Below are 25287 nucleotides of genomic sequence, written 5' to 3' on the forward strand. Positions count from 1 at the left end.
AGCGTCAAGACGCCGCCAAGCGTCAAGGCGCCGATGAGGCGAGCCGCGCCTAAGGACCGGCGATTGGCGGCCGCGTTGAAAGAATGGGAAGCGACGACGCTCAAGGCGGCCCTCGCCGCCTCTCCTGAACGCGAAAAAGCGTTCGTGACGACGAGCAGCCGACCGGTAAGAAGACTCTACACGCCGCTCGACGCCGACGCATCGGACCCCGAAAAGACGCTTGGACAGCCCGGCCAATACCCGTTCACGCGCGGCATATACCCGACGATGTACCGCGGTCGCCTCTGGACCATGAGGCAGTTCGCGGGATTCGGGACCGCCGAGGAGACGAACGAGCGGTACAAGTTTCTCCTCGCCCATGGACAAACCGGCCTATCGGTCGCGTTCGATTTTCCTGCGCTCCACGGTTTCGACAGCGACCACCCGATGAGCCGGGGCGAGGTCGGAAAATGCGGGGTGGCCATATCGAGCCTCAAGGACATGGAGGACCTCTTCCGCGGCATCCCCCTCGACCAGGTCACGACATCGATGACGATCAACGGGCCGGCCGCGATGATATGGTGCTTCTACCTCGCCGCGGCCGAGAAGCAAGGGATCCCGTTCTCGAAACTCGGCGGCACCATCCAAAACGACATCCTGAAGGAGTACATCGCGCAGAAGATGTTCATCTTCCCGCCCGAGCCCTCGATGAGGCTCATCCTCGACATCTTCGAGTACGCGTCCATCCACGTCCCGAAATGGAACACGGTCTCGATATCCGGCTATCACATCCGGGAGGCGGGATCGACCGCGGTCCAGGAACTCGCCTTCACGCTTGCTAACGGGATGGAGTACGTGAGGTGGGGGATAGAGCGCGGGCTCGACGTAGACGAGTTCGCGCCGCGCCTTTCGTTCTTCTTCAACGCCCACAACGACCTCTTCGAGGAGGTGGCGAAGTACCGCGCCGCCCGCCGCATCTGGGCAGACTTCATGAAGAACGAGGCGAAGGCCACGAACCCGCGCTCCTGGCTCCTCCGGTTCCACACGCAGACCGCGGGATGCTCCGCGACGGCGCAACAGCCGGAGATAAACATCGTCCGCACCACGATCCAAGCGCTTGCGGCTGTACTGGGTGGCACGCAATCGCTGCACACCAACTCCTTCGACGAGGCGCTGGCGCTCCCCACCGAGAAGGCCGTCAGGATCGCGCTAAGGACCCAACAGATCCTCGCACACGAATCCGGTGTCGCCAATACCATCGATCCATTGGGCGGCTCCTATTACTTGGAAGCGCTGACCAACGAAATGGAGGCGGAGACCCGGGAATACTTCAAACGCATCAAGGGCCAAGGCGGCGTCATCCCCGCCATCGAAAAGGGTTGGTTCCAGCGCGAGATCGCCGATTCATCGTATCGGTTCCAAAAGGACGTTGACGACGGGCGGCGCGTCATCGTCGGCGTCAACAAGTTCACGGAGGAAGAAACGGGCGCCAAGGAGCAGGCGAACCTGCTCAAGGTCGACGACGCGTTGGAGGCCAAGCAGATAAGGCGGCTCGACGAATTGAGACGCACACGCGACGCGCGAAAAGTCGACGAGGCGCTCGAGAAACTCACGAGAGCCTGCGAGACGCAGGCCAACCTCGTCCCGTTCATCCTCGACGCCGCGCGCGCGTACTGCACGATCGGGGAGATCCGTACGGCCATGGTGAAGGTCTTCGGCGAGTACCGGGAACCGGCGATATTCTGACGCAGGGAGGGACATGAGAGCCGAGGTCTTTCGCGCCGTCCCCGCACTGGCGCTACTTGGGGCGGCCGCGCCAATGCTCGCCGCGGCCCAAGAGGGCATCGGGCCCTTGGCCTCCGCCCCGCTGATCATCGCGACATTCCTGGTCGGTGCCATTTCATACCCTCTTGGCCCGGGTGCGGGTCTTTCGCCTCGAACCACCCTCGTCGTGATGGCGCTTGCCGGCTCCGGAGCACTTCTTGCCGTCCAGGAACTCCTGCAGATCGGTGAATCCTCCAAGACCGTCTCGCGCCTTGTGACGGAGGCAAGGAAGCGCGCCGCCGAACACCCCCGGGTGATGGCGCTTGGGCCGCTTTCGCTGATAATCGCGGCTTTCTTCCTCGGCACGTACGTCGCCGCGGCTCTCGGATGGCTTTTCGGTTGGCCCCGTTGGCGCGTGTTCATCTTCTCGTTGACCGGTTTTGCATTGGCCAGCCTGGTCGTCGCAGCCGTGACGACCGGCGCGATGCGGTTTGCCGGGATATGACGCTGCTCCTTTGAAAATGCACGGCGTGGACTTTGGAGCAGCGGGGCCGGTCCACGCGTGACGTCGAGAAGCGTTCGCCTTCCATGCAACCCAAGTCTCCCCCTTACGATGGAGCCACACGCGCGGCGCGACAAAAGCCTAAAGTAGCGGCCTCCGGCTGCTGGTAACGGTTACCTGATGGAGAAAAAGATCCGGGTCCTTGTCGCAAAACCTGGCCTCGACGGGCACGATCGTGGTGCGAAGGTGATCGCCAGGGCACTACGCGACGCTGGGATGGAGGTCATCTACACGGGCCTACGCCAAACGCCCGAGGAGATCGTGGAGGCCGCGATACAAGAGGACGTCGACGCGGTGGCGCTTTCCATATTGAGCGGAGCGCACATGACGCTCCTTCCGCGAGTCGTCGAACTCCTGCGCTCACGCTCGGCCACGGACATCATGGTGGCCGCCGGCGGCGTCATCCCCGACGACGACGCGGCCGAACTCAAGAAGCGCGGCATCAAGGCGGTCTTCGGGCCCGGGACCACCATCGAAACCATCATCGATTTCTTCCGCGTGAACGCGCGCCGGGCGAGCTAGCGTGAAAGAGACGGAACTCGTCGAAGGGGTCGAGGCTGGTGACGTCCGAAAGACCGCCCGGTTGATGTCTCTTCTAGAGGCGGGCGAATCGCGGGGTATCGCGGCCTTGAGAATGCTTTACAAGAGGACCGGGAACGCCCACGTGATAGGCGTCACGGGGCCACCGGGCACCGGGAAATCGACGATCGTGGACAAGCTCATCGCGCACTATCGCAGTACTGGCAGGACCGTCGGCGTCGTCGCGATCGACCCCACGAGCCCCTTCACCGGCGGAGCGATCCTCGGCGACCGCATCCGGATGAACCAGCGCTGCCTCGACCCCGGTGTTTTCATCCGGAGCCTCGCCTCCCGCGGCGAACTTGGGGGGTTATCGCGCGCCGCGAGAGACTGCGTCAGCGTGCTCGACGCGATGGGAAAGGACATCATTCTCATCGAGACCGTCGGGGTCGGGCAGGCCGAGGTAGACATCGCCAAGGCTGCCGACTCGGTCGTTGTAGTCTGCGTGCCGGGACTCGGCGACGATGTGCAGAACCTCAAGGCGGGGTTAATGGAGATCGCCGACGTGTTCGACGTGAACAAGAGCGACATGGACGGGGCCGACCGCGTCGCCTCGGAGATCCAGGCGATGCTCGAGTTCTCCTCGAAGCGCGATTGGACGCCACCGATCGTCCGCACGGTCGCGAGCAAAGGGACAGGGACCAAAGAACTCGCGGACGCGATCGATTCCCATCTTGCCCACCTCAAGACCGGCGGAAGGCTCGCCCGGGCGCGCAAAGAGAGAATGGGCGACGAACTCTTGGCCCTCGTGACGCGCCAAGTGGCGATGACCATCCTCGGCGACGCTGGTGTGAGGCGCACGTTCGATTCGGTCGTTGAAAAGGTCGTGAAGAGGGAGATCGATCCCCATTCCGCCTGTGACGAGATAATGGACCACCTTGCCAAGGCGCGGCGACCCTAGGCCGTGGCCACGAGACCTCGCGACCGCGTCCTTCCGGGCCTCTTCGGCCGCGGCACCCGGCCAATACATATTTTCACCCCCTTTCCCCTCCCGACGCGTGCGTGTCGCCCTGCTCGTGACGGCGGTGATCTGTGCCGCAGCACTTCCCGGCTGCCTCAGCGCCCCGCCACATGCGACGGCCGACGTCGCGCTTTTTGGCGACCGCCACGTCGCGTTTCCAGGCGGGTCCACAGGTTTCGTCCTGTACGTCAACAACACATTCGACAAGACGCAGACTTTCAGCGTCGGCGGTGTCGGTCCCTCGTGGCGCCCATCGTTCGAACCGGAGCGCGTGACCGTCGGTCCGGGCGGCGGCGCGGCGATCCTCATGACCCTTCGCCCCCGATCGGATGCCGCGTTGGCCCGACACGACCTTACGCTGGTGCTGACGAGCGCCGAGGGCCACAGGACGGAAGTCAGTGTTGCCGTGGACCTCGTGCAACACGCCGGGTCCCCAGCCGAAGAAGGAAAAGGTGCTCGCGTCTACACCGCCGGCTTCTATGACAACGGCACCCTGTTCTACACGAACGACCGGGCCATCGATGAGAACGACGCCCTCGTGAAAGGGTACCTGGGCGATGAACGTAACTTCACGGAACTGAAAGTCTACGTCGGCGGCCAGCGTGGGACCACACCGCCGGAACCCTATGGTTCCGCCGGGTACGTGCCGGTCATCAAGGGTTTCAACGACCGCCTCATCGGGATGCGGCCCGGCGAGACCGCCGTCGTCCACATCCCGCCCTCGAGGGCCTACACTTACGCGGGAAACGAGGACCACCCGCTCTTCGGACATGCATTGAACTTCGCCATCCGCGTCTCCGGTGTGGACGACCTTCCGCCACCCTCGCCGTTGCCGCTCGCGTCGTCGTGAGGATCACGCCCGCCGGTCGTCGCCTTCCATTGGGCACGCAATGTCCGCAAATACGCCCTCGCCCTCCTCGACGCCGGCGCAGCGGTCGCGGCCTTCCCCGCGTCGAGTAGCGTCCTGCGCGTTCGACAGAATCGTTTTTAAAGAGGGGCGGGGATACCCGCCCGGTCGAAATGGCAAACATCTACGCGACGAACAAGACGGCGCAACTCATCGCCCGAGGCCTGTTCGCGTTCTCGCTCGTCCTTTTCCTCTCCGGGTGGTGGCACGTGGCCGCGGCGGGAGGCGGTCTCAACCCGTTCTTCTACGCCCCGCTCGTGATCTCCGCCCTCGCCGGGCTTCTTGGCCGCGACGACGCGATAGTGATGCTCGATTTCCTGTTCTTCAGCATCGCGTTCACGGTGGACATCGCGACGGGCGTTTCGTTCCTTTGAGAACCGTAAGGGGTGTCGATTTGAGAGGCGTGATGCCCAAAGGCGTTCCGGCGACGGCCTGATCATGCGCGAAGGAGGTTCCCGGCGATCACCATTCGCTGCACTTCCGAGGTCCCCTCATAGATCTCGGTGATCTTCGCGTCCCGCATGAGGCGCTCCACGGGATAATCGCGCGTGTAACCGTTCCCCCCGTGTATCTGGACAGCGTTTATCGCCGCCTTCATCGCCACCTCGCTCGCGTAGAGTTTCGCCATGGCAGCGAGCGGCCCGAACTTCTCCCCCGCATCCTTCATCTGGGCCGCCTTCCAAGTCAGTAGGCGCGCGCCTTCGACGGCCACAGCCATGTCTGCGATGAGCCACTGGACGGCTTGGAAACTGCCAATGGGTCTTCCGAATTGGCTACGCTGCAGCGAGTATGCGATCGAGGCATCCAGTGCCGCTTGCGCGATCCCGACGGCCTGCGACGCTATCCCGATGCGTCCGCCGTCGAGTGTCCTCATCGCGATCTTGAACCCGTCGCCCTCCGCCCCGAGCCGGTCATCGGCCGGCAATTCGCAGTTGTCAAAATAGAGCTGCACCGAGTGCGCGGCGCGGATGCCCATCTTCTCCTCCGGCTTCGACCAGGTGAAGCCGGGACGACCCTTCTCCACGATGAATGCGGTGATGCCCTTGTGCTTGGCGGCCGCATCGGTCTTGGCGAACACGATGTAGGTGTCGGCGTGCCCGCCGTTCGTGATGAAGTTCTTCTGGCCATTGAGGACGTACCCGTCGCCCTTCTTGACGGCCGTCGTCGACATCGCCGCCGGGTCGCTTCCTGCGTTCGGCTCCGAAAGACCAAAAGCGCCGAGAGCCTCCCCTTTCGCCATCGGGGTCAGGAACTTGCGCTTCTGCTCCGGTGTGCCGTACGCCTCAAGCGGATAACCGGAGAGCGAGTTGTTTACCGAGCAGATGACCCCGGTAGCCGCGCATGCGCGCGACAGCTCCTCGATTGTGATGGCGTAGGAAATGGAATCGAGGCCCGCGCCGCCCCACTCCGCGGCAACGGTGACGCCCATGAGGCCGAGTTCGCCCATGCGCTTCACCGTCTCCGTCGGGAAACGCTTCTCGCGGTCGATGGCCGCGGCCTTCGGGGCGACCTCCTTCTCGGCGAATTCGCGCACCGTCTTGCGGATGAGCTCCTGCTCCGGCGTCAGGTGGAAGTCCATCTTACCAAGCGGGAAAAGGGGCGCCACCTATCAAGTTTTGTGCGCCGCGGCAAGGTTTTCGCGCGTTTTGCTTTTTCAACACCGGCAGCATCGGGCGCACCCGGCGGGCCGTGGGCAGAAGTCTCAACAGGTCCTGCCCACGGCAAGACGGGTGCGTTCGCTCCACAACAGTCCCGATAGCGGACGCACCCGGCGGGATTCGAACCCGCGACCCCTGGCTTAGAAGGCCAGCGCTCTATCCGGGCTGAGCCACGGGTGCATGTGTATGCTGGCGGCGAGGTTCTCTAACAGGGAATAAGTTTTCCGTCGGGAACGTTAGCCAAGGACGTGGAGGGTCCAAGTGTGGCGGCGGCTTCAGGGCCTAGCCCGCCCGGAAGGCCGAGTACGCGACCGATGCCGCCACCAGGAGAAGCAGGATTGAGAATGCATCCGACAGACTCTTGGACCCGGTCTTGAGTCCCGTCTTCGCACCGAGCATGCCTCCCGTGAACGCTCCCAACGCCATCGGGATGCCGACCTCGAGGGCCACGGCGTCGAAACCCACGGCCAATTGTCCGATACCTGCCGTGGCGCCGTTCACGAGGACCGCCGCCAAGGACGCTCCGACGGCCGCATGTATCCCGACGCCGTAATAGACTAACGCCGGGACGACGACGATCCCGCCACCGACGCCAAGAAGCCCAGGCATGAGCCCGGCTACGAAACCTACGGGGAGGCTCACGGTCAGCGGGACATCCGGCGGGTTGTGTCGAGGTTCGATGCGGACCCTCATCCGGGCCGCCGCCACCACCAGGAGAGCAGCAAACAGGAGGCGTAGGTAGAACTCGGGCGTGACCTCGGCTATGTAGACGCCGACGAGTCCGGCGACGGCGCCGGCCGCGCCGAGGGTCGCCCCCAATCTTAGGTCGACGTTTCCCGCGCCCCGGTGCTTCCAAAGGCTCGTCGCAGCGGAGACGACGATCACGATCAGGCTCGCCGCCTTGGCATCGTGGAAACCAGTGCCGAAGAGGAAAATGGCCGCCGGAACGACCACGAGGCCACCGCCGATTCCGAAAAGTCCAGATAATACGCCGGCGAGGACGCCCACTAGGATCGCCAGACTGGTGAGCGCCGGTTCCACAATGGGGGCAACCCGGGGCCGGGAATAGAGTTTGCCAACGGCGTCGGCCTTGGCATGGTCCCCGCAAGGCACCCGCCCCCCGGCCGACAGGGCACGTGCCAAGGGGGCTTTGCCGCAGGAGCCGGTTTTTCCCGATTCCCATCGGGTACATGGGCCTTTTCGATAGTCTTTAAGAGCTTGGTCCGACCACGTTTTCGTGGCGGCGCATGGGACTAGCTACTACCGGCATATCGGGCCTTGACGCGCAATTCGGCGGCGGCGTTCCGCGCGGCACCACGATCCTTCTAATAAGCGACCCCAGTAACGCGGTCGGCCTTTTCTCGGAGCAGTTCGCTGGCGGTGGGCTCGCCGAAGGGGAACACCTCATTTTCTACCAATTCGATAGGCCAGCGCGCGGCTTCAGCGAGCGACTCCTCACGGCGGCGCGCGACGCCGGCGCCACAGAACCCGGAAAAGTCGAGGTTTTCGACGGGTACGCGGGCTTGAAAGGGGGTGGGGCCCACGCGAAGACCCAGGGTTCCCCGTCTCCGGAATCCTTGCAGGCCCAGCCGATCGGCCGCGAAGAAGCGTTCTCCCACATCTTGGAACACGCGCTTGGAGCGGGCCAGGGCGCGCCCTACAGGCTGTGCGTGGAATCCATCTCCAGCCTCATCACGGACTCGAACGAGGCCGAGGCCGCGGCGTTCTTCCGCCAACTCGTCCACGTCGGCACCGAGAACGACGGCATCCAACTCGTTTCCGTCATCAAGGGCATCCATTCTCCCCAGTTCATGAGCAAACTCAAGCACTACGCGTCGGGTGTTCTCGAATTGGGGATAGAGCAGAAGGGCTTCGGGATCTACTCTTACCTCATGATCTCAAAGATGCTCAACGTGAAGGATCCCGTGCGGCTTCTCCTCTTCAAAGAGACCGACAAGGGGCTCTGGCTCGAAAGCACTAAACGCGTGTTTTAGGGCAGGCCTCAACTCCAAAAGCATACATCCGCCTCCTGGGGCCGCCGAGCCCCCGATCAAAACGCGTGCCGGCTGGCCAGAGCTTTCCATCAGGCGGCGGCCGGAAGCGTGATTTTCGCTTTCTGGTCATTCCCCTGGTCGCCGTCAAAAAGGCGGGCGTCGGGCTTCCGTTGTTTCCCGTGGAAAAAAACGGGCATTGCGGAGCGTTTTTATAATATCACTTTTTAAGAAGCGAGTGCCTGGCGATTGGTGTTGGAGGAGCGGAGACAGGCAGGCGGATCCGGTAGCATGATGGGCAGGTCGTACCAGCGCACGTTGCGCGCCGCCGCGGATTCCGGTGTGAGCCCCGTCGTTGGAACGATCCTCATCCTCGCGATCTCGATCGTCGCCATATCGGCGATCATCGCCTGGGGGCTTCCCGCCATCGAAGAATTGAAGGCGAACGCCGAATCGAGGGCGGTTTTGGACCAGTTCCGCGACCTCGACGATGGCCTCCAGTCACTCGTGGCGGGATCCGCCGGGAAAACGACCTTCAAGTGGCAGCCCACCTTGAACGAGGGCTCGCTCGCCATAGACCAGACGCAGGGTGGACGGTGGGTGGTGGCGACGGATCTTCGTAACGGCTACAATTTCACGTACTTCGGCCTCAACGACACAGACCGGTATTTTGCGCTCCACAACAACGGCTACACGCTCACCTCGGCCCTCAAGGTCCGGGCGTGGACCTTCATCGGGTCCACGTTCACGGAGCTCACGGTGAACACGACGAGCGGCGGCGCGGCAACGGCGCTCACCCTCGCAAACGGTGAGAACGTCACGCTCCAACTCTACAATTCCACGGGCTCGGCCATCACGCTGAACGCCTTGAACATCCGCATCTACCTCTACAACAATTCGCTCGTCACGGCCTCCGACGACGGTGCCGTCGCCCGCTTGTGGCTCACGGACGTGGGCTCGACGCACTATGAGACGGAATCGGGTGTGGAGAAGCGCCACGTCTTCAGCACCAACGGAGCCGTGATCTACGGCCCCTACAGTTCTCTTGTCGTAGCCAACGAGCCGCCCATCCCGCCTGTAAGGACTTACACGAACAGCACGGGAGGAACCTCCAAGAGCGCATTCATCCGTTTGATCCAGATAAACGGGTCGGCCTCGTTCGGCGGGGCCCGCCAGGCGGAGCTCTTGATGAACCTCTACTCGACCACGTCGCTCGTCGACGAGTCGAACGTGTCGTCCGTGCGCATCTATGTGCTTCGCGACGCCACGTTCCGGGAGACGTGGTACGATTACCTGAGCGACACGGCCAACAACTACACGATGACGCGCCTCGACCTTGCCGCGACGGCCCCGGTCAATGGGATCACGATGAACCATGAGAACCTGTATTACCAGTTCTCGGGCGAAATGCGCTTCCGCGTGGTTTATTCGGTGGTAACGGCGTTGAGGGGCTGATGAGGCTGGGGGATGCGGCGGTTTCGGAGGTGGTCGGGTTCATCCTGATGTTCGCCCTTTCGGTCGTCATCCTGGTCGTCTCCATGCAGGCCTTCAACGTGATCCGCGATTCCAGCCGCGACCTCTCGGACGCAAGCGAGTTACGCCTATTCGCCGTTCAAGTGGCCTCGGAGGCCGCGCTTTTCGGGAAGGTCTCCAATGATTTCCCGAACGCCACGTTTGAATCCGTGATTCGCGCCCCCGAGGTGCAAGGCCGCGACTACTACGTCCGCGCCACCAACAAGACGATCTTCGCGAACACCACCGACGGCAAGATCCGCGTGAATTCGACCACGTTCCGGCTTGAGGCTATATCGAACCTTTTCGTGAGCGGCGAGGTGACGCCGACAGGCGGACTCGTGAAGGTCGTGTACGCATTCGACGCTGGTGCGAACAAGAAGACAATCACCGTCAAGAGCGGATGACGATGGCCGACAAAGCGATCCCGGCGGAAAAGAAGAAGAAAAGCGTCTTCGGCGGCGCCAAGAAGATGCCCGAGCCGAAGCCCCAGGCCCCCAAGAAAAAGGCCAAGATAGAGGCCGTGGAGCCGGCAAGCGTGGTCGAGCGTGTGCCTCTTCCGGACCAGATCCCCCTGGCGCCGGGCCTTCGCCTCATCGAGGTCTACCCCGTGAACGACCCGCACGCCTTCATCCGCGTGTCGGCCAACGACGCGGCGCACGAGACGGTGTACGAGGTCCTCGAACCGCCGCTCGACGAGCGTGAGAAGCGGATCCTCGCTTTCATCTCCGAGACCCTCGTCGACATGATAACGGTCGGTTACACACAGTTCGACACGAAGAGCGCCACGGAGTACCTTCGCAAGAACGTGGAGGAGATAATGTACGACTACTCCATCACGCTCTCGCCCGATTCCAAGGAGAAGATATTCTACTACATCATACGCGACTTCCAAGGGTACGACAAGATGGACCCCTTGATGCGGGACACCCAGATCGAGGACATCTCTTGCGACGGCCCCAAGGTGCCTTTCTTCATCTACCATCGGAAGTACGAGAGCATCATGACGAGCGTCGTCTTCCAGGAGGAAGCGCTCGACAGCTTCGTGATCCGCCTCGCGCAGCGTAGCGGCAAGCACATCTCCATCGCCGACCCGCTTCTGGATGCGACGCTACCCGACGGATCGCGCCTCAATGCGACGCTCTCGGACGAGGTCACGGCTGGCGGGTCCACTTTCACGATCAGGAAATTCCGCGACGTCCCGTTCACGCCGCCGGACCTCGTCAGGTTCAAGACGATGAGCGCGGAGATCCTCGCCTACTGGTGGCTCGCCGTGCAGTACGGCTCGTCCGCCATCTACGCGGGGGGCACGGCCTCGGGAAAGACCACGTCTTTGAACGCGATCCTCCTCTTCATCCCGCCCCAGATGAAGATAGTCACGATCGAGGACACGCGGGAGTTGAACCTCCCGCACCCCAACTGGATAGCCGGTACGACGCGAAGCGGTTTCGGGCCGCGCGACGACAAGGGGCGCCAGATCGGCGAGATCGACATGTTCACGCTGCTCAAGGCGGCGTTACGTCAAAGGCCCGAGTACATCCTCGTCGGCGAAGTGCGTGGCCAAGAGGCGTACGCCCTCTTCCAGGCCATGGCTACTGGCCACACGGCGTACGGCACGATGCATGCCGACAGCGTCGAAAGTGCGATCCACAGGTTGGAAAGCGATCCCATCAACGTCCCCCGTTCGCTTCTTGAATCGCTCGACATCGTCTCCGTGCAGATCCAGACGAGGATAGGTGGAAAACGCGTGCGCCGCTCGAAGGAGATAGTCGAGATCGTGGGCCTTGATCCCCACACGCGTGAGATCCTCACGAACGGCGTCTTCCAGTGGAACCCAACGAAGGACGAGTTCGAGTACTCCGGCGTCTCGTACGTGTTGGAACGGATCCAACTTGAGAAGAACATGAGCACCGAGGAGATGCGCGAGGAACTCGCTCGGCGCAAGGAGATAATCAATTGGATGGTCGGGAAGAACCTGAAAGACTACAAGGAGGTCGCGTACATCGTCCAGTCGTACTACCGCGACCCCGAGAAGACGATGAAGCTCGTCCGGGAGGACGCGGAACTGTCGGCATTCAAACCCAAGGTCGTCACGTTGATCTCGCCCGATTCGTTGAAAGGCGTCGCCGCCCCGGCGGTCGAGGCGAAGACCGCCCCGCAGGCAACACCACCGGAAGCCGCCACGGGGCCTGCAAGCGCCCCAGAGAAGAAGGGGTGAAGAAGTGTCCCTCACCGAGGTGCAGCGCGTAAGCTACAAGATCCTTGGCGGTTACGTGAGCCAGAATTTCCGCCTGGCGAAACTGCAGACCCAGATGAAGCAGGGGCGGGTCCCGATGAGGGCCGAGGTCTTGGTCTCTTACGCGTTGGTCGTTGCCGCCGTCGTCGCGTTCTTCTTCCTGATATTCACGCTCATCACGCTGCTCGTCCTGCTTCCGCTCATCCGCATCGCGCTTCCCCCGCCGGTCCTCGCCGCCGCGCTCGTGTTACCCATCCTCTTCGGGTTCATCGCGTACGTCGTCATCGTGGGTGAGCCATCCTCGAAGGCGAAGACCCGGGGAAAGAACCTGGACCAGAGGCTGCCCTACGCGCTGAGCTACATCAGCGCGATGGCCTCTGCGGGCGTCAACGTGGACGTGATCTTCGCGTCGCTTTCCCAACAGAAGGTCTACGGGGCGGTCTGCGACGAGGCCGGCTCCATCTACGCGGACCTCGTTCTTTTCGGCAAAGACGCCGTGACGGCGATGAAACGCGGGATCGAACGAAGCCCCTCCGACCGTTGGAACGACGTTCTCCAGGGTGCCGTGACGACTTTCGGGTCGGGCGGAGACTTGCAGACCTACTTCGCGGCCAAGGCGGAGCGCTATTCTTGGGAGAACCGCCAGGAGCAGAAGGCTTTCGTCGAGACGATGGGCCTCATGGCGGAGACGTACGTCACGGCCGCCGTCGCCGGCCCCCTGTTCCTCATCATCATGATGGCTATCATGGGTACTTTGTCGGGCCAGGGCACGGCCCAGTTGAGCCTCGCCGTCTACCTCATGCTCCCGGTCGTCAACGCAGGCTTCGTCTTCGGTCTTTCGACCATGACGCCCGAGGTGTGAAGTGACCAAGAACGGGGCCACTCTGGGCCTTACGCTATTCGCGATACTCGCAGCGTTCGCGGCGGCGGGCCTGAACCTCGTAGGCGACGCGCAGGGCCCACCGGCGGCCCTTTTCGCGGCCGCGATGGTGATGCTCATAGCGGGCGCGTTCCTGCTTCGCGACCCCGACGATGACGGGACGGAGACGCTTGGCGACCGGTTCAGGCGCGAATTCCTCCTCAACGCGATCTCTCTCGCCCTCAACGTCCTCTTCATCTTCCTCGCGCTCATCGAATCGCTCGCGGTGTTCGCACGCCTCGGCTTCTTCGCCGGTGTCGGTGTCGAAGACTACGTCCTCCGCTTCACGGCGATCCTTTCGGCCTTCACCGTCGTCCTGGCACTTGCCCTGCTTGTGAGGATACTCAACAAGAGCCACGTCGAGGCCACGGCCGCACGCGACAGGACTGGCCTCGTTGCGAGCATCGTTGCGATCCTCCTCGCCCTAGTCGGGGTCGTCGCCGGTTTCGGGCTCCTGCCGGGCGTCCTCGGTGAATCCATCCCTCCGGAACGGGCGGGTTTCGTCCTGGCGATAGCGCTCATCGTAGGCTTCCTCGCCGTACGGGCGAAGGCGCTTCTTCCCACCGTCGGGGAGATCGGCGACTGGTTCGAGCACGAACCCAGGATCAAGAAGACCGGGTTCCCCCCCTCGGTCATCCTCGGGCTCTCGGTCGTCGCCTTCATCCTGGTCGTCGCCGCGGTCGCTACGAATTTCAGCTTCGGCATAACGGCACTGGGCCTCTACCTACTTGGCGGGGGGATGGTCGTCATCATGCTTGCGACCTACGCGATCGGCGTCTCCCGGGAGGTCCCGGGCCTCGAACTGCAGGCCGTCGCCGACGCTCGCAAGATGCGACGGTTCATCCTTGGGATCACGTCGGTCGTGATCTCCTCCACGTCGTCGATGCTCGGCCTCGTGCTCCTTTTCTCGATACTGAAGCGCATCGGGATCCCGACGCCGATAGGGGAGCTCCTCGGGTTTTTCGAGGCCAACTTCATCCTCTTCATTGGCCTTGCGATCCTTCCCCTTCCATACGTGAGTGTGGTGCGGGCGCGCGTCCCGACACACGTCGAGTACACGCCCGGGATCCGGGCGACCGCGTGGCTCCTTTCGATTGCGACCTTCGCCTTCATCTTCTTCGCCCTCTTCATCGGCTCCGGGATCGCCGTCGGCGCCGAGATCAACGTCGTCACCGCCTCGATCGTGCTTGGCGTCGGCGCCGTGGCCCTGTCCCTCTTTGTGAAGACCCGGGGGCTCCTGCCGACAATCCTTTCGATGGTGCGAGACGCCCTCAAAGGCGTGGAGCGGGAGAAGGAGGAGAAACGCGAGGAGATCAAGCGCAACCTCATGGTCACGTACGTAGGCTCTCTCCTCGCGGTGATGCTCCTCATCTCCGTGACCGTCCTCTCGGGGCTTGGGGTGGTGAAAGCACCGGGCGGAGGCGTGGGAAACGACGTCCTCATACTCGTCTCGCTCGTAGGGGCAGCGTTTGCCGGACTATTCGCCCTCATGCGCTACTTCCAGATCAAGCGCGTCGATCCTCGCTTCGCACAAGCGAAGAAGGAGGAGGATATCGGCAAGAAACGCCTGACCCCCGACGAGGCGAAGCGCCTGTTCGTCCTCGGCGGCTCCGGCGTCATGGCGTTCCTCCTGTTTGTCGTCGGTCTCTTGATCCAATTCGGCGTGCTTCGTAACCTAGGGCCGATCCAATTCGCCCCGGTCTTCGCGAACGACTTCATCGTGGCAGCCCTTCTCATCGGCCTCGGGCCCTACTCGCTTTTCGTGAACCGCGAGGCGGCGCGGATCCGGGCGATCGACGGGAGGTTCCCCGAGTTCCTTCGCGACCTCGCCGAATCCGAACGTAGCGGCATGACGCTCGTCGAGGCCGTCCGGACCGCAGCGCGTGGAAACTACGGGGCCCTGACGGCGGACATCCGCGTCATGGCAGCGCAGGTCGAATGGGGCGTCCCGTTCACGGAGGCACTCGAACGGTTCGCAAAACGCGTGAAGACCCCGCTCATCGAGCGAAGCGTGTCCCTCATCGTGCAAGCGAGCAAGGCCGGCGGGAACGTGGTCGACGTCCTCACTGCCGCCGCGAACGATTCGAGGGAGATCCAACTCATCGTGAAGGAGCGCACGAACAGCATGCAGATCTACGTGATGATCATCTACATCGCCTTCTTCGTCTTCCTGGGCGTCGTGGCTGTGCTCACGAGCCAGTTCATCCCGCAAGTCCACAAGGCCGTGAAGGGCGCCGCCGGCGTGACGGTGGGGAGCATCACGTTCAGGGACTTCGACGAGACCGCCTTCCGCCAGCTCTTCTTCCACGCGGGGCTCATACAAGGTTTCGGTGGAGGCCTTGTGGCGGGCGTCATGAGCGAAGGCCGGGCCGTCGCCGGCATGAAGCACGCCTTCATCATGGTCGTGGTCGCGTACGTGGCTTTCAGGTTCTTCGTAGGTCTGACAGCATGAGGGGCCGCGACTCGGAGTCCGGGCAGCTCCTGCTCCTTGCGGGGATACTCTTGGTCGTCGCCTTCATCGGCGCGGCCATGGTCTTCGCGGAGATAAACGCCCTCGAGAAACGGGCGCAGAACCCTTCGGCAAGCTCGCAACTCTCGAAGGAGTACCGGGAGATCCGGGAACGCTTCGTCGCCGTCGTCTACAACGCCGTGACCTCGACGACGACCAACGACACGTTGAAGAGCACCGTGTCCTCGTCGGCGAATTCGATAGCGAAAGTCGAGATAGGACGTGGGTTTGATTTCGTGGCGCTTCTTGCAACGGGCTCGAGCATCGCTCCGAAAAGCGAGCTCAACGTCACCAACTCGACGCAGACGGGGTATGAGGTGTTCGCCTACAATGGGACCTACATCACAGGGCCGTACGACGGCGTCAACGACGGGATCATGTACTTCGGGGGCAGGATCAAGGGCGCGGTCCTTTTCCTAAGCATGTCGTCGCGTTCGGCCCGTGTCGACGAGACCCTGGTCGTGAGCCTTGTCTGATCCCGTGTCCGCGCCGCGTGGCGTATCGATAGGGCTTCTTGAGGTAAGTGCGGCCTCCAATGGCCTGCCGACCCTCGGGGCGCGAAAGGGGTTTAAGGTGGTAAACGCACATGCGGCTTCCGTGGAAGGGTCAGGGTCGAGGGCAACAAGACAGCTGGGCGGCGTTCGGGCGCCGCCAAGTCGCCGTCTTGGGGACGCGGGGTCGTCGCAACTCATCGGGTTCTTGATAGCGCTATTCGTCTTCGTGGGCGCGATAGTCGCCCTCTTCGCCTTCTACCCGCAGTCCCCGAACGAGGAACGGCTCGAAAAAAGCGGTCTCAATTCCCAGACGCTTTCCGCCATGGACCTCATAGTGAGCGGGGCCGGGAACACCGCGGGCGGCCTTACGGACTGGCAATCGGACCCGGACAACGTCACAAGGTTCGGGCTCACGGTCGAGGGTCGGCCAAGTGTGCTTGACGGGAAGAAGGCCTCATCGATGTCGAAGGGCGCGCTTCAAGCCAATTCGACGAACCAGTACCTCGACTACCCGGAGGCGAAGGCCGCACTAGGCCTTGACTTGCAGGATTTCCACTTGAGAAGCTACCCTGTCTTTCCTGGCCTCGGGGATCCGACGTTCACAAAGATCGCTGACCTGAAGGTCGCGTATGTCGGCGATTACGCGAAGGTGGGAAGCGGTCCGGTGTCATACAGCGTCCCCTACGTGGCGACCGTCCAGGACCGCGGCACGTTCGTGGACGTCGGCGTGCTCGTCGCCAACGACGGGACGGAAGCCACGGTCTTCCAAGCCACGTTCGATGTCCATCTCAAGGACGGAAGCATCGTGGACGTACAGAACACGGGGCGGGTCGCCATCGGCCTCTCGGAGACGATGACACTCCGCTTGTTCAAGACGACGGGCTGGACGTGGGCAGACACCTCGAAAAAGGTCGTGAACGTGACGGTCACGGACACTCAAAAGACGGTCGCCCAATTCACCGTCAATATCACCAGCGACATGGCGAGCGGCGGGCTGTCCGGGAATCCAATCGCGAGCCTCGTCGTTGACACGCACAAGTCCTACTACACCGACGCAAGCCAGAGCGACGACAAGGCGCGGCTCGCGTTCACGGCGCAAAGCGGCACGGGTGCCCTCATCGACGGCCAGGACGTCACGATCGAAGTCTACAATTCGACGGGTTCGAAGCTCGTCACGTTCAACGAGAAGGTACGTAAGAACGGTCAGAACCAGGTGGATTGGGACACGCCGGACGGGGTGGAGGACCGCTACAACATGACGATACGGTACAACTCTGTGAACTCGTCCGAACGGATGGAGGTCACGGACCTTACCGTCGGGGAGTTCAGGCCGGCGGGCGACGATTCCGTGTACGAGGAGACGGGTGGATCGGTGTATGAGCGGGTGATCGTCTACGAGCTCGTCGAGACTTTCAAGAACTATTCGTACGTCGATCGTGGGGACGCCTACCCGGACATCAAGGACGTCATGAACAATGATCTTGCGAACAACCTGTCGACGTATGACGTCTTGGTCGTGGGGTCGAACGTCGACCAGAACGCGATGACGTCCGCCGCCGCCAAGTACTCGGTCCGCGATTGGGTCCTAGGGGGTGGCACCCTCGTGGTCCTCGGCAGTGATGCGCAGGCCGTGCAATGGCTCCAACCGCTTTTCCACAGCTCCATCGCGACGGCAAGCGGCGGCATAGGGGTTCCAGATCCGACGAACCCAATCCTCCATGTGCCGGAGGAGCTCAACTACCTGAATTACGTCGACAACCAGACCGCGTGGCGTCTTAAGGCGGCCGATCGTTTCACCCACGTGGTCGCGAAGGAACAATCGGTCGGGGGATCCGACGCGTTCGATTCGCTGACGATTTCGCAACCGGGGGCTTTTGGGAACGGGACCATCATCCTCACGAGTTGGAGGCCGCACATCCTCATGACGCCGCAGGAGTTCCTTGAGGCGAAGAAACTCCTCTACAATTTCCTCGCGCAGGCGTACGGGGCGGGTGGGAGCATCTTCATCGACTACGGGCCCGTGATCCCGTCGGACGCTACCGTATCGGCGTCGACGCGACTTGTGACGATAACGCCGATCCGCCTTCCGCGGACCCTCGTCGAGGTCAGGTTGGTCCTCTACCTCTTCCAGGTAGGGCGTTGAAGGGCAGGGGTTTTCGCAGCCCCGGGCGTCTTGGACCGACGAACTCGTTTCCCGAAGCGATCGCCTCATCCTTGCGTCGTGGAAAAGGGGAGCGAGACCCGTCACGTTTCCCAAGTTGTCGGGAGAAGGGTTAGCCCCCGGGAGACCCATGGCGGGGAGCCCTCAACCACGAGGTTTCAGGGTGGCACACTTTGCAATAGCCTTTTAAGGCACTTTTCACAGACGCCGAGGTGCGCTTCGCTGGGGAGCTTGGCGCGAAGAGAACGAGGGGTGTTGCGTAATACGGGCCAAGGAAACCGGAGCTTGAGCACGCGGCGAGTCGGCGAAGGCGCCGCCTCGTCGGTCGTGAGTTTCATGGTAGGGATGTCGATCTTCATCCTGCTCACGGCGGGGATGATGGTCTTCCTGTCGTCGAGTCCGGGACTCGGCGCCGACGCCACCCGTTTGGAGGCGGAGGCCGACAGGGCGCTTGACCTCATCATCTCAAGCGGCGGCTCGGGGCAATCGGGCTCGATCGATTGGCTTTCAGATCCCGATAACGCGATGCGGTTCGGCCTCGCTAGCAGCGGCTCCCCCGCCGAGCTCGACTACAGGAAGCTCGACAACCTGCGGCAGGCGAACCTGACGAAAGACTCGTCGAACCGCCTTCTCGACTACGAGGAGGCGCGCGGCGCGATGGGACTCGTCGACGAGGACTTCCATCTTAGAAGCTACCCGATCTTCACGAACCTCAAGGACGGGCGCTTCGCCAAGTTGCCGTTCATCAAGGCCGCGTACGTCGGCGACTTCGAAAAAGTCGGCGGGAGCGCTGGGACGGGTTATCTCGTCCAGTACTCGACGGCCGTGGTCGACCACGGGACGTTCGTCGACGTCAACGTCACCGTCACGAACAACGGCACCGAGGACACGGTCTTCCAAACCACGTTTGACGTGCCCTTGAAACAAGGCAGCATCGTCGACGTCCAGAACACGAAGGTGCTTTCGGCAGGGGCATCGGAGAGCATGGCCTTGCGTCTTTACAAGACGACAGGTTGGAAATGGTCGGACGACAACCAAAGGATAGTGAATGTCACTATCACCGACACGACGAAGACCGTTGCCCAATTCACGGTCTCGATAACTTCGACCATGACAAGCGGCGGCATCTCCGGCAATTCCATCGCGGCACTCGTGGTCGACAGCGACAAGTCCTACTACAAGAACGGGTCGTCGAGTGACGACAAGGCACGGCTTTCCTATAACGCGTTGAACGGCACCGGGGTGCTCATCGACGACCAGGGCGTCGACATCTACGTCTACGACGCGGCCGGCTCGGAGCTGGTCCACTACTCTGAGGAAGTCGAGAAGAACGGCCAGAACCGCGTCGACTGGGATACGCCGGACGGCGTCACGGGCCGGTACAACATGACGATAAAGTACGGGCAGGTCAACGCAAGCGAAAGGCTCGAAGTCACGGACGTGAGCGTTGGCGAGTTCAAGCCGGCCGGCGACACGTCGCAGTACGAGGAGACGTCCGTCTCGGCCTTCGAAAGGTCGCTCCTAAGAGACCTCCTTGAAGAATTCAAGAATTCGTCCTACGTGGATGGCGGCGACCTCTACCCGGACATCAAGGAGGTGATGAACAACGATTTCGCGAACAATATCTCGCGGTACAATCTCGTCATCGTGGGAAGCAACATCGACCAGAACGCGATGACGTCCGCCTCTGCGAAGCTCTCGATCCGCGATTGGGTGCTTTCCGGCGGGGCGCTTTCCGTAATGGGCTCGGATGCGCAGGCGGTGCAATGGCTGCAACCGCTCTTCGAGACGTCCATCGAGACGGCGAGCGGCGGTTTGAGCGTGCCCGATCCCACGCACCCGATCTTGCATGGGCCGGAGGAGTTGAACTACCTCGCGTACCTAGATCAAGGGACTGCGTGGCGGCTTAAGGCCTCGGATCGTTTCACGCACGTGATCACGCGCCAGCAATCGGTCGGTGGGAGCGATTCCTACGATGCCCTCGCGGTCTCGGAGCCCGGCTCGTTCGGAAACGGCACCATCGTGCTTACGACCTACAGGCCGGCCATCATCACGCAGCCTCAGGACGATCTGGAGGGCAAGAAACTCGTCTACAATGTCCTAGTACAGGCATACGGCGGTGCCTTCATCGATTACGGTCCCCCGATCCCGTCCGATGCGACGGTGAGGTCCACGACGCGTCTCGTGACGGTCTATCTTCCGTCGTTGAATGCGGCCACGATAGAGGCGCGTTTGACGCTTTACCTCTTCAAGGTCTTCAACTAGGTCCCGACCGGAACCAAGCATCCGCGCGCCTGGCACCGTTCGAGCCAAGCGATAGCAATGCCGTCCGAATCTTGGCGCCCCCCAAACCGCCTAGGATATATACGGTGGCCGGTTATTTCGCCACCAATAGGACAAATATAAACGGTCGCGGTTCGGGTGTGTGGTGGCTGGGGGCAAGACCGCTAGATGCGGGCCTTCGTGGCTGCGGAGGCGCGCTGCCCGGTGACCGTGTCGTAGGAGAAGGCAGATGGTGAAAGGCAGCGACCGCGAGCAGGCGGCGTCGACACTCGTAAGCTTCCTCATAGCGGTCGGCATATTCATGCTCGCCTTCACGATCCTGACGTTCTTCTTCGCGAGTCTCACGGCCCAGACCGACACGAGCAACACGGCTTTGAACGCCCGGGCGACGCGGCTCGTGGATACACTCGTGACCGAACCGGGGACACCCGCAGATTGGCACCTCGCCCCCGATTCCACGACACGTCTCGGGCTGCTGGAGCAGGGCGAATTGAACCTACTCGACTTGAACAAGTTCAATTCCACCGTCTATGGCAACCTCAGCACGTCGCTCTCGAACGAGGCTCTCGATTACCCCGACGCGCGAACCGGGCTCGGGCTCGAGACGGGCGACTTCCACCTTCGCACCGAACCGAGTTTCGCCTCCGGATCCGTCACGGACGTCGTCAACATGTCCGGTTACAGGCTCGCCTACGTGGGACAGTATCTCACGACCGTTCTCCCGGGCGACACAGAAGGCACTCCCTCCCAGAACGAAAGCGGTATCCTCGACAATCTCACCATCACGTTCACGAACACTAGGCACAACAAGACGCTGCTCACGGAACTCTACGATTCGATCGGCGACAAGATGAACGACAGCGCGACATACCTCCGTAGCGTCTTGCTTCCCCGCCTTGGCGGACTCTATTACTCGTACGACCTCAACCTGTCCGTCGCCGGTTCGGCCAACGGCTACTGGCACTTCGTGAACAACAGCGTGTACGGGGACACGCCGGGCGAGTTGACCGTGCCGTCGGGCGAACACTACGTCACGTCGAGCAATTGGGTCGGAGGTTCGACGAAATGGGTCTACGGTGTAAGTGAGAACGATTGGTTGGTGCTGCCCCAAGTGGACCTTACGAACGCGACGTCCGCGAACCTCTCGTTCGTCCATTGGTCGGACGCCCCCGCCGTCGCGGGGATCCCGCTCGACTATGGGCAGTTACTCGCCTGCGATATCTCGACGAAGGACGATTCCGCCTGCAGCATGGCCACCACGACAGAATGGAGCGTCGTTCTCGACAAGCTGTACCGGAACGGCAGCAAGACGAATTGGGAAGCGACGAGCGTCAACGTGACACCGTTCGCCGGAAAGAAGATCTTCTTCGCGTTCCACTGGACCTCCGACGCCTTGGCCGCGAACGACAAGAACGGCTGGTTCGTCGACAACGTGAATATCTCTGGCTGGCAAAGTGGCTACCGGTCCTACTACTACAACGACTTCGAATACAACATCACGGCCTACGACGCGTTGGTCATCGGGTCTGAAGTCGCGCAGGCGAACATCAACGCGTCCTCGACCGAGGGCCTCCTTCGCCAATCCATCAAGGATTGGGTCTTCAAGGGGCGCCAGATCTACGGGTTCGGCGGCTCTTCGATGAGCCAACAATGGTTGGATCCCATCTACACGGGAAGCATCGTGACCGCCAGCGGCGCTTTGTTCTTCGACCAGAGCGACCTTTCTCACCCCCTCCTAATCGTTCCGAACGAGCTATCGTACAGGGACTACAGTCGCAGCAACCAGACCTACAGCGTCCCGGGAACCACTTTCACAAAGGTCATCGTGACGACCGATGCAGGGACGCCTCCGCTTCTTGCCGTGAGCAACAGCGGCGCGGTCTCGAACGGGACGGTCTTACTCGGATCATACTTCCCCCACACGATGGGCACCGCGGAGGCGAAGAACTTCCTCATCAACGCGCTGATGTACGGGCGTTTCCGCAGCCTCTACCTCGACTACGGGCCTTCCGTTCCTCGGGACCAGGTCGTGGGCTCGGCGCAGCGGATAGCGCTTATCAAACAGGACACGTCCAGCGACGCGCCCACGGTCGAGATCCGTGTCATCGTCTACACTTGGGGCGGCACGGTCTAGACGCGTCGAGTCGAGGTGGCGGAGGAACCGGCCCTCCGAGGACGCGTCGTAGCGGCCCCCGGGGCTCACGGCGGGCCTAGACGCGGCCACGCGGGTCCTTTTGGAGGCCCCACTTGGTCGGCTTGTAATAGAGCGTCGTGCTCTTGTGCGGCTCGTTGCGGATCTTCTCCACCGTCATGAAGAACTCGAACCCCTGCCCCAACTGCTTCACGTTGAACTCCAGGACGATGTCGGCCACGTGCTCGAGGATCGCCTCGACGCTTGGATCACTCGTCGCCTTCACTTTTCCGAGGTAAAGGAGCCCCCCGGACTTCCGGTTCGCCAGCCTCAAAGCACGAACCGAGCGCACGACGTCGCTTGCGGGGGCCGTTCCTCGGCGAATTGACGCAGGTGGTGTCGCCGGGATCGAGGTTCCTCGGGTACCTACGGGGATTCCGGTACCCGTTTTCGGGCGAAGTCGCCATCACGTCGGACCTGGCCGAGAACCTGAGGGTCGCCCTCAACTGGGGACTCGAGGTGTCGCTGCTTACCGAGGTCTTCAGGAACGCCTCCGGAAAACGGGTCTCCCAGGTCGACCTCGGCGTCTATTCGCATAAGCACCAGCCGGTGGGAGCGGGTCGCGAAGAAGGCCTCCAACGCATGGTGAGCGATGTCGCGACCACCATCCTTCGCGGCCTCGTCGAGACCGAGGGCGCGGAGATCTCCGAGGCGACGATACATACGGTGACCGTCGTCTACACGAGGCTCGCCCAGGATTCAGTGCGAAAGTACTTCGTGGATTCGCGCGCTAACGGACTCGACTATGACAGGCATTCGGAGGAGCTCCTCGTCGAGAAGTTCTCGAAGATCATCGGAGGCGCCGCCGAACGGTACCTGCGAGACCCGTACCGGGAGCAGCTCCCGGATTTCCTTCGCGTCTACTCGGCGGTCCCGGACTTCTCGGAGCGCATGTCGGCACTCGCCAAGCCCGCGAACGGCGCGAGACGTTGAACCGTCGGAAGGAGGCGTTTCCCGTTGAGGCCGCTTCCGGTGCCTCTCGAGGCGGTCGTCTTCGACCTCGACGACACGCTTCTTCGCGGGCGGACGATACGTTTTCTCGGCCGCGAATTCGGGTTCGCCGACGAACTCGAACGGGTGTTCCAGGCAAGAAGGGCCGACCACATGCAAGCGGACGAGGCCACGGGCCAGATCGCAAGGTTCCTCAAAGGACGGACTAGGCACGAGGTCGAGGCGGTGGTGAGGACCGTCCCAGCCTCCAACGGGGCGCGTGAGGCCATTGCGTTTCTACGGTCCCGCGGCGTCAGGAGCTTCATCGCCACCGATGGGTACGACGTGACCGCGAGCGCGTGGGCGTCGATCCTTGGCGTCGACGGCTGGATCTCGTTGGGGCTGACGATCAAGGACGGGCGGGCCACCGGGGACTTCACGAACCCCGCGCCCCCGCCATGCGACGCGGGATGCACGGCGTTCTCGATGTGCAAGGGGAACGCCCTGGCGACACTTGCCGCCCGCCACGGATTCACCCCCGATAAGACGGCCTTCGTGGGCGACGGACCGCAAGACGTCTGCGGATTCAGGAAGGCCGGTTTCGGCGTGGTCGTGGGGGAGCGCCCTGGGGTGCGAGAGCGCGGCGACGCGTGGCTCCCACAAGGGGACTTGACGGGCCTTCCCGCCGTCCTCGGGATGCGCGACGATTGATGGGGAGGCGGTGGGGGCTCTCACCTTTCAGCGGGGAGGACCCGGGACGGGCCGACCTTAAGCCGTTGTTGCGCGAGGATTATGCCCAAGATGACGACGCTCCCGCCCAACACGGTCACCGGCGTCGGGACCTCGGAAAGAAGCAGGTAGCTCCACACGAGCCCGAACACCGGGTTGAGGTAGACGAAGCTCATCGTCTCACTGGACGTGAGGCGCCTCAACGCGTAGTTGAAGCCAAGGTAACCGACGATGGTCGCGAATATCCCGAGAAACAGTATCGCACCCACCCCGTCAGGTTGCAAGCCGCCTAGGCGTCCGGTCGTCCCCGTCAGGAGGATGGGAAGGATGACCACGGTCCCGCCCAATGTAGCGGCGGCCGTGACGCGTTCCGCGCCGTGCCGCATCACGAGCGGTTTCGACAAGACCGTCGCGTATGCCCACGACATCGGGGCGAGTAAGACCACGAACGCCCCCAGCGTGTAGGTGATTGTCAGTTCAGCCCCGCTTCCCACGACGATCATCACGACGCCGAAGAGGGACAGGAATATGCCACCGACTTTGATAGGCGTCAAAGCCTCCCGAAGGATCAGGGTCGAAAACAGCGCGGTCCACATGGGACCCGTCGCGACGATGAGGGCGGCAACGCCTGCCGTGACCGTCGTCTCTCCCCAGTTGAGGCAGAAATGGTAGACAGGCACGGTGACGAGCGCCACGGCGACGAACGGGTAGTATTCGATGCGCTCGACTTTCGGAAGCCCGCGTAACCAAAGCACGCCAAGAAGAGCCGGCGCGGCGACCAAGAACCGAAGCACGGTGAGGTCGAAAGGATCCACGTAGCGAAGAGCCACCTTGATGGCGGTGAAAGCGCCGCTCCAACAGAGGCCGATGACGACGAGCATCGCGACACGGGCGTTCCAAGTCTCCTGGTCGGCGGCCATGT

General features: G+C 62.5%; 22 protein-coding genes and 1 tRNA gene. 18 read left to right on the forward strand and 5 right to left on the reverse strand.

Annotation, left to right across the window (positions count from 1 at the left end; all coding sequences use genetic code 11):
• Positions 1–33 precede the first annotated feature (33 nt).
• The 6 genes from HY556_06905 (at position 34) to HY556_06930 (ending at position 5126) form a co-directional block, all read left to right on the forward strand.
• Positions 34–1725, forward strand: coding sequence for a methylmalonyl-CoA mutase family protein (locus HY556_06905; GenBank protein ID MBI4393509.1), 1692 nt, complete (start codon positions 34–36; stop codon positions 1723–1725).
• Between the two features lie 13 nt (positions 1726–1738).
• Positions 1739–2248 (forward strand): hypothetical protein, encoded by a 510-nt coding sequence (locus tag HY556_06910; GenBank protein ID MBI4393510.1) that lies wholly within the window; start codon positions 1739–1741, stop codon positions 2246–2248.
• 177 nt (positions 2249–2425) lie between these two features.
• Entirely contained in the window at positions 2426–2827 is a 402-nt protein-coding gene (locus HY556_06915) for a cobalamin B12-binding domain-containing protein (GenBank protein MBI4393511.1), read from the forward strand.
• 64 nt (positions 2828–2891) lie between these two features.
• Positions 2892–3785, forward strand: coding sequence for a methylmalonyl Co-A mutase-associated GTPase MeaB (meaB, locus tag HY556_06920; protein ID MBI4393512.1), 894 nt, complete (start codon positions 2892–2894; stop codon positions 3783–3785).
• A 97-nt stretch (positions 3786–3882) separates the two neighbouring features.
• Positions 3883–4695, forward strand: a complete 813-nt coding sequence (locus HY556_06925; protein MBI4393513.1) for an FKBP-type peptidyl-prolyl cis-trans isomerase — start codon at positions 3883–3885, stop codon at positions 4693–4695.
• A 170-nt stretch (positions 4696–4865) separates the two neighbouring features.
• Positions 4866–5126 (forward strand): hypothetical protein, encoded by a 261-nt coding sequence (locus HY556_06930; GenBank protein ID MBI4393514.1) that lies wholly within the window; start codon positions 4866–4868, stop codon positions 5124–5126.
• A gap of 62 nt (positions 5127–5188) precedes the next feature.
• Here the strand turns inward: HY556_06930 and HY556_06935 are convergent, their stop codons facing one another.
• The 3 genes from HY556_06935 to HY556_06945 form a co-directional block, all read right to left on the reverse strand.
• Positions 5189–6331 (reverse strand): acyl-CoA dehydrogenase, encoded by a 1143-nt coding sequence (locus HY556_06935; GenBank protein MBI4393515.1) that lies wholly within the window; start codon positions 6329–6331, stop codon positions 5189–5191.
• A 184-nt stretch (positions 6332–6515) separates the two neighbouring features.
• A tRNA-Arg gene (locus tag HY556_06940) sits at positions 6516–6590 on the reverse strand.
• A 102-nt stretch (positions 6591–6692) separates the two neighbouring features.
• Positions 6693–7451: a sulfite exporter TauE/SafE family protein gene (locus HY556_06945; protein MBI4393516.1), complete on the reverse strand. Its 759-nt coding sequence runs from the start codon at positions 7449–7451 to the stop codon at positions 6693–6695.
• Between the two features lie 206 nt (positions 7452–7657).
• Here HY556_06945 and HY556_06950 point away from each other — a divergent pair, with 206 nt between their 5' ends.
• From HY556_06950 to HY556_06995, 10 genes are all read left to right on the forward strand, one after another.
• Positions 7658–8404, forward strand: a complete 747-nt coding sequence (locus tag HY556_06950) for a hypothetical protein (GenBank protein MBI4393517.1) — start codon at positions 7658–7660, stop codon at positions 8402–8404.
• Between the two features lie 252 nt (positions 8405–8656).
• Entirely contained in the window at positions 8657–9856 is a 1200-nt protein-coding gene (locus HY556_06955; GenBank protein ID MBI4393518.1) for a hypothetical protein, read from the forward strand.
• Positions 9856–10320, forward strand: a complete 465-nt coding sequence (locus tag HY556_06960) for a hypothetical protein (protein MBI4393519.1) — start codon at positions 9856–9858, stop codon at positions 10318–10320. Before HY556_06955 ends, HY556_06960 begins: the two co-directional genes overlap by 1 nt.
• Positions 10321–10322: 2 nt before the next feature.
• On the forward strand, positions 10323–12131 hold the full coding sequence (locus HY556_06965) for a type II/IV secretion system ATPase subunit (GenBank protein MBI4393520.1): 1809 nt from the start codon (positions 10323–10325) through the stop codon (positions 12129–12131).
• A gap of 4 nt (positions 12132–12135) precedes the next feature.
• On the forward strand, positions 12136–13011 hold the full coding sequence (locus tag HY556_06970; protein ID MBI4393521.1) for a type II secretion system F family protein: 876 nt from the start codon (positions 12136–12138) through the stop codon (positions 13009–13011).
• A gap of 1 nt (position 13012) precedes the next feature.
• Positions 13013–15520, forward strand: coding sequence for a type II secretion system F family protein (locus HY556_06975; protein ID MBI4393522.1), 2508 nt, complete (start codon positions 13013–13015; stop codon positions 15518–15520).
• Positions 15517–16053 carry a hypothetical protein gene (locus HY556_06980; GenBank protein ID MBI4393523.1) on the forward strand — a complete coding sequence of 179 codons (537 nt, stop codon included), beginning with the start codon at positions 15517–15519 and terminating at the stop codon, positions 16051–16053. The genes HY556_06975 and HY556_06980 overlap by 4 nt, the downstream gene beginning before the upstream one ends.
• Positions 16054–16174: 121 nt before the next feature.
• The gene (locus HY556_06985; protein ID MBI4393524.1) at positions 16175–18214 is read left to right on the forward strand and encodes a hypothetical protein; all 2040 of its coding nucleotides are present in this window, start codon (positions 16175–16177) and stop codon (positions 18212–18214) included.
• Positions 18215–18517: 303 nt separating this feature from the next.
• Entirely contained in the window at positions 18518–20497 is a 1980-nt protein-coding gene (locus tag HY556_06990) for a hypothetical protein (protein ID MBI4393525.1), read from the forward strand.
• 247 nt (positions 20498–20744) lie between these two features.
• On the forward strand, positions 20745–22649 hold the full coding sequence (locus HY556_06995; GenBank protein MBI4393526.1) for a choice-of-anchor J domain-containing protein: 1905 nt from the start codon (positions 20745–20747) through the stop codon (positions 22647–22649).
• Positions 22650–22725: 76 nt separating this feature from the next.
• Here HY556_06995 and HY556_07000 read toward each other — a convergent pair whose 3' ends face one another.
• Positions 22726–22998: a hypothetical protein gene (locus tag HY556_07000; GenBank protein ID MBI4393527.1), complete on the reverse strand. Its 273-nt coding sequence runs from the start codon at positions 22996–22998 to the stop codon at positions 22726–22728.
• Between the two features lie 8 nt (positions 22999–23006).
• On the opposite strand from HY556_07000, the gene HY556_07005 reads away from it, so the two are divergent.
• Both HY556_07005 and HY556_07010 read left to right on the forward strand, forming a co-directional pair.
• Complete coding sequence (locus HY556_07005; GenBank protein MBI4393528.1) at positions 23007–23639, forward strand: hypothetical protein; 633 nt, start codon at positions 23007–23009, stop codon at positions 23637–23639.
• Between the two features lie 24 nt (positions 23640–23663).
• Complete coding sequence (locus HY556_07010) at positions 23664–24347, forward strand: HAD family phosphatase (protein ID MBI4393529.1); 684 nt, start codon at positions 23664–23666, stop codon at positions 24345–24347.
• A 20-nt stretch (positions 24348–24367) separates the two neighbouring features.
• Here HY556_07010 and HY556_07015 read toward each other — a convergent pair whose 3' ends face one another.
• Positions 24368–25285 (reverse strand): EamA family transporter, encoded by a 918-nt coding sequence (locus HY556_07015; GenBank protein ID MBI4393530.1) that lies wholly within the window; start codon positions 25283–25285, stop codon positions 24368–24370.
• Between the last annotated feature and the right edge of the window lie 2 nt (positions 25286–25287).

The sequence above is a fragment of the Euryarchaeota archaeon genome (assembly GCA_016207515.1).
Lineage (GTDB): Archaea > Thermoplasmatota > SW-10-69-26 > JACQPN01 > JACQPN01 > JACQPN01.

Bases quoted from the DNA above. Each gene is read 5' to 3' on its own strand.
- HY556_06930 (MBI4393514.1), top strand. From the start codon at position 4,866: ATGGCAAACATCTACGCGACGAACAAGACGGCGCAACTCATCGCCCGA.
- HY556_06935 (MBI4393515.1), bottom strand. From the start codon at position 6,331: ATGGACTTCCACCTGACGCCGGAGCAGGAGCTCATCCGCAAGACGGTG.
- HY556_06995 (MBI4393526.1), top strand. From the start codon at position 20,745: ATGGTGAAAGGCAGCGACCGCGAGCAGGCGGCGTCGACACTCGTAAGC.
- HY556_06910 (MBI4393510.1), top strand. From the start codon at position 1,739: ATGAGAGCCGAGGTCTTTCGCGCCGTCCCCGCACTGGCGCTACTTGGG.
- HY556_06965 (MBI4393520.1), top strand. From the start codon at position 10,323: ATGGCCGACAAAGCGATCCCGGCGGAAAAGAAGAAGAAAAGCGTCTTC.
- meaB (MBI4393512.1), top strand. From the start codon at position 2,892: ATGTCTCTTCTAGAGGCGGGCGAATCGCGGGGTATCGCGGCCTTGAGA.
- HY556_06905 (MBI4393509.1), top strand. From the start codon at position 34: ATGAGGCGAGCCGCGCCTAAGGACCGGCGATTGGCGGCCGCGTTGAAA.
- HY556_07015 (MBI4393530.1), bottom strand. From the start codon at position 25,285: ATGGCCGCCGACCAGGAGACTTGGAACGCCCGTGTCGCGATGCTCGTC.
- HY556_06980 (MBI4393523.1), top strand. From the start codon at position 15,517: ATGAGGGGCCGCGACTCGGAGTCCGGGCAGCTCCTGCTCCTTGCGGGG.
- HY556_06960 (MBI4393519.1), top strand. From the start codon at position 9,856: ATGAGGCTGGGGGATGCGGCGGTTTCGGAGGTGGTCGGGTTCATCCTG.
- HY556_06950 (MBI4393517.1), top strand. From the start codon at position 7,658: ATGGGACTAGCTACTACCGGCATATCGGGCCTTGACGCGCAATTCGGC.
- HY556_06915 (MBI4393511.1), top strand. From the start codon at position 2,426: ATGGAGAAAAAGATCCGGGTCCTTGTCGCAAAACCTGGCCTCGACGGG.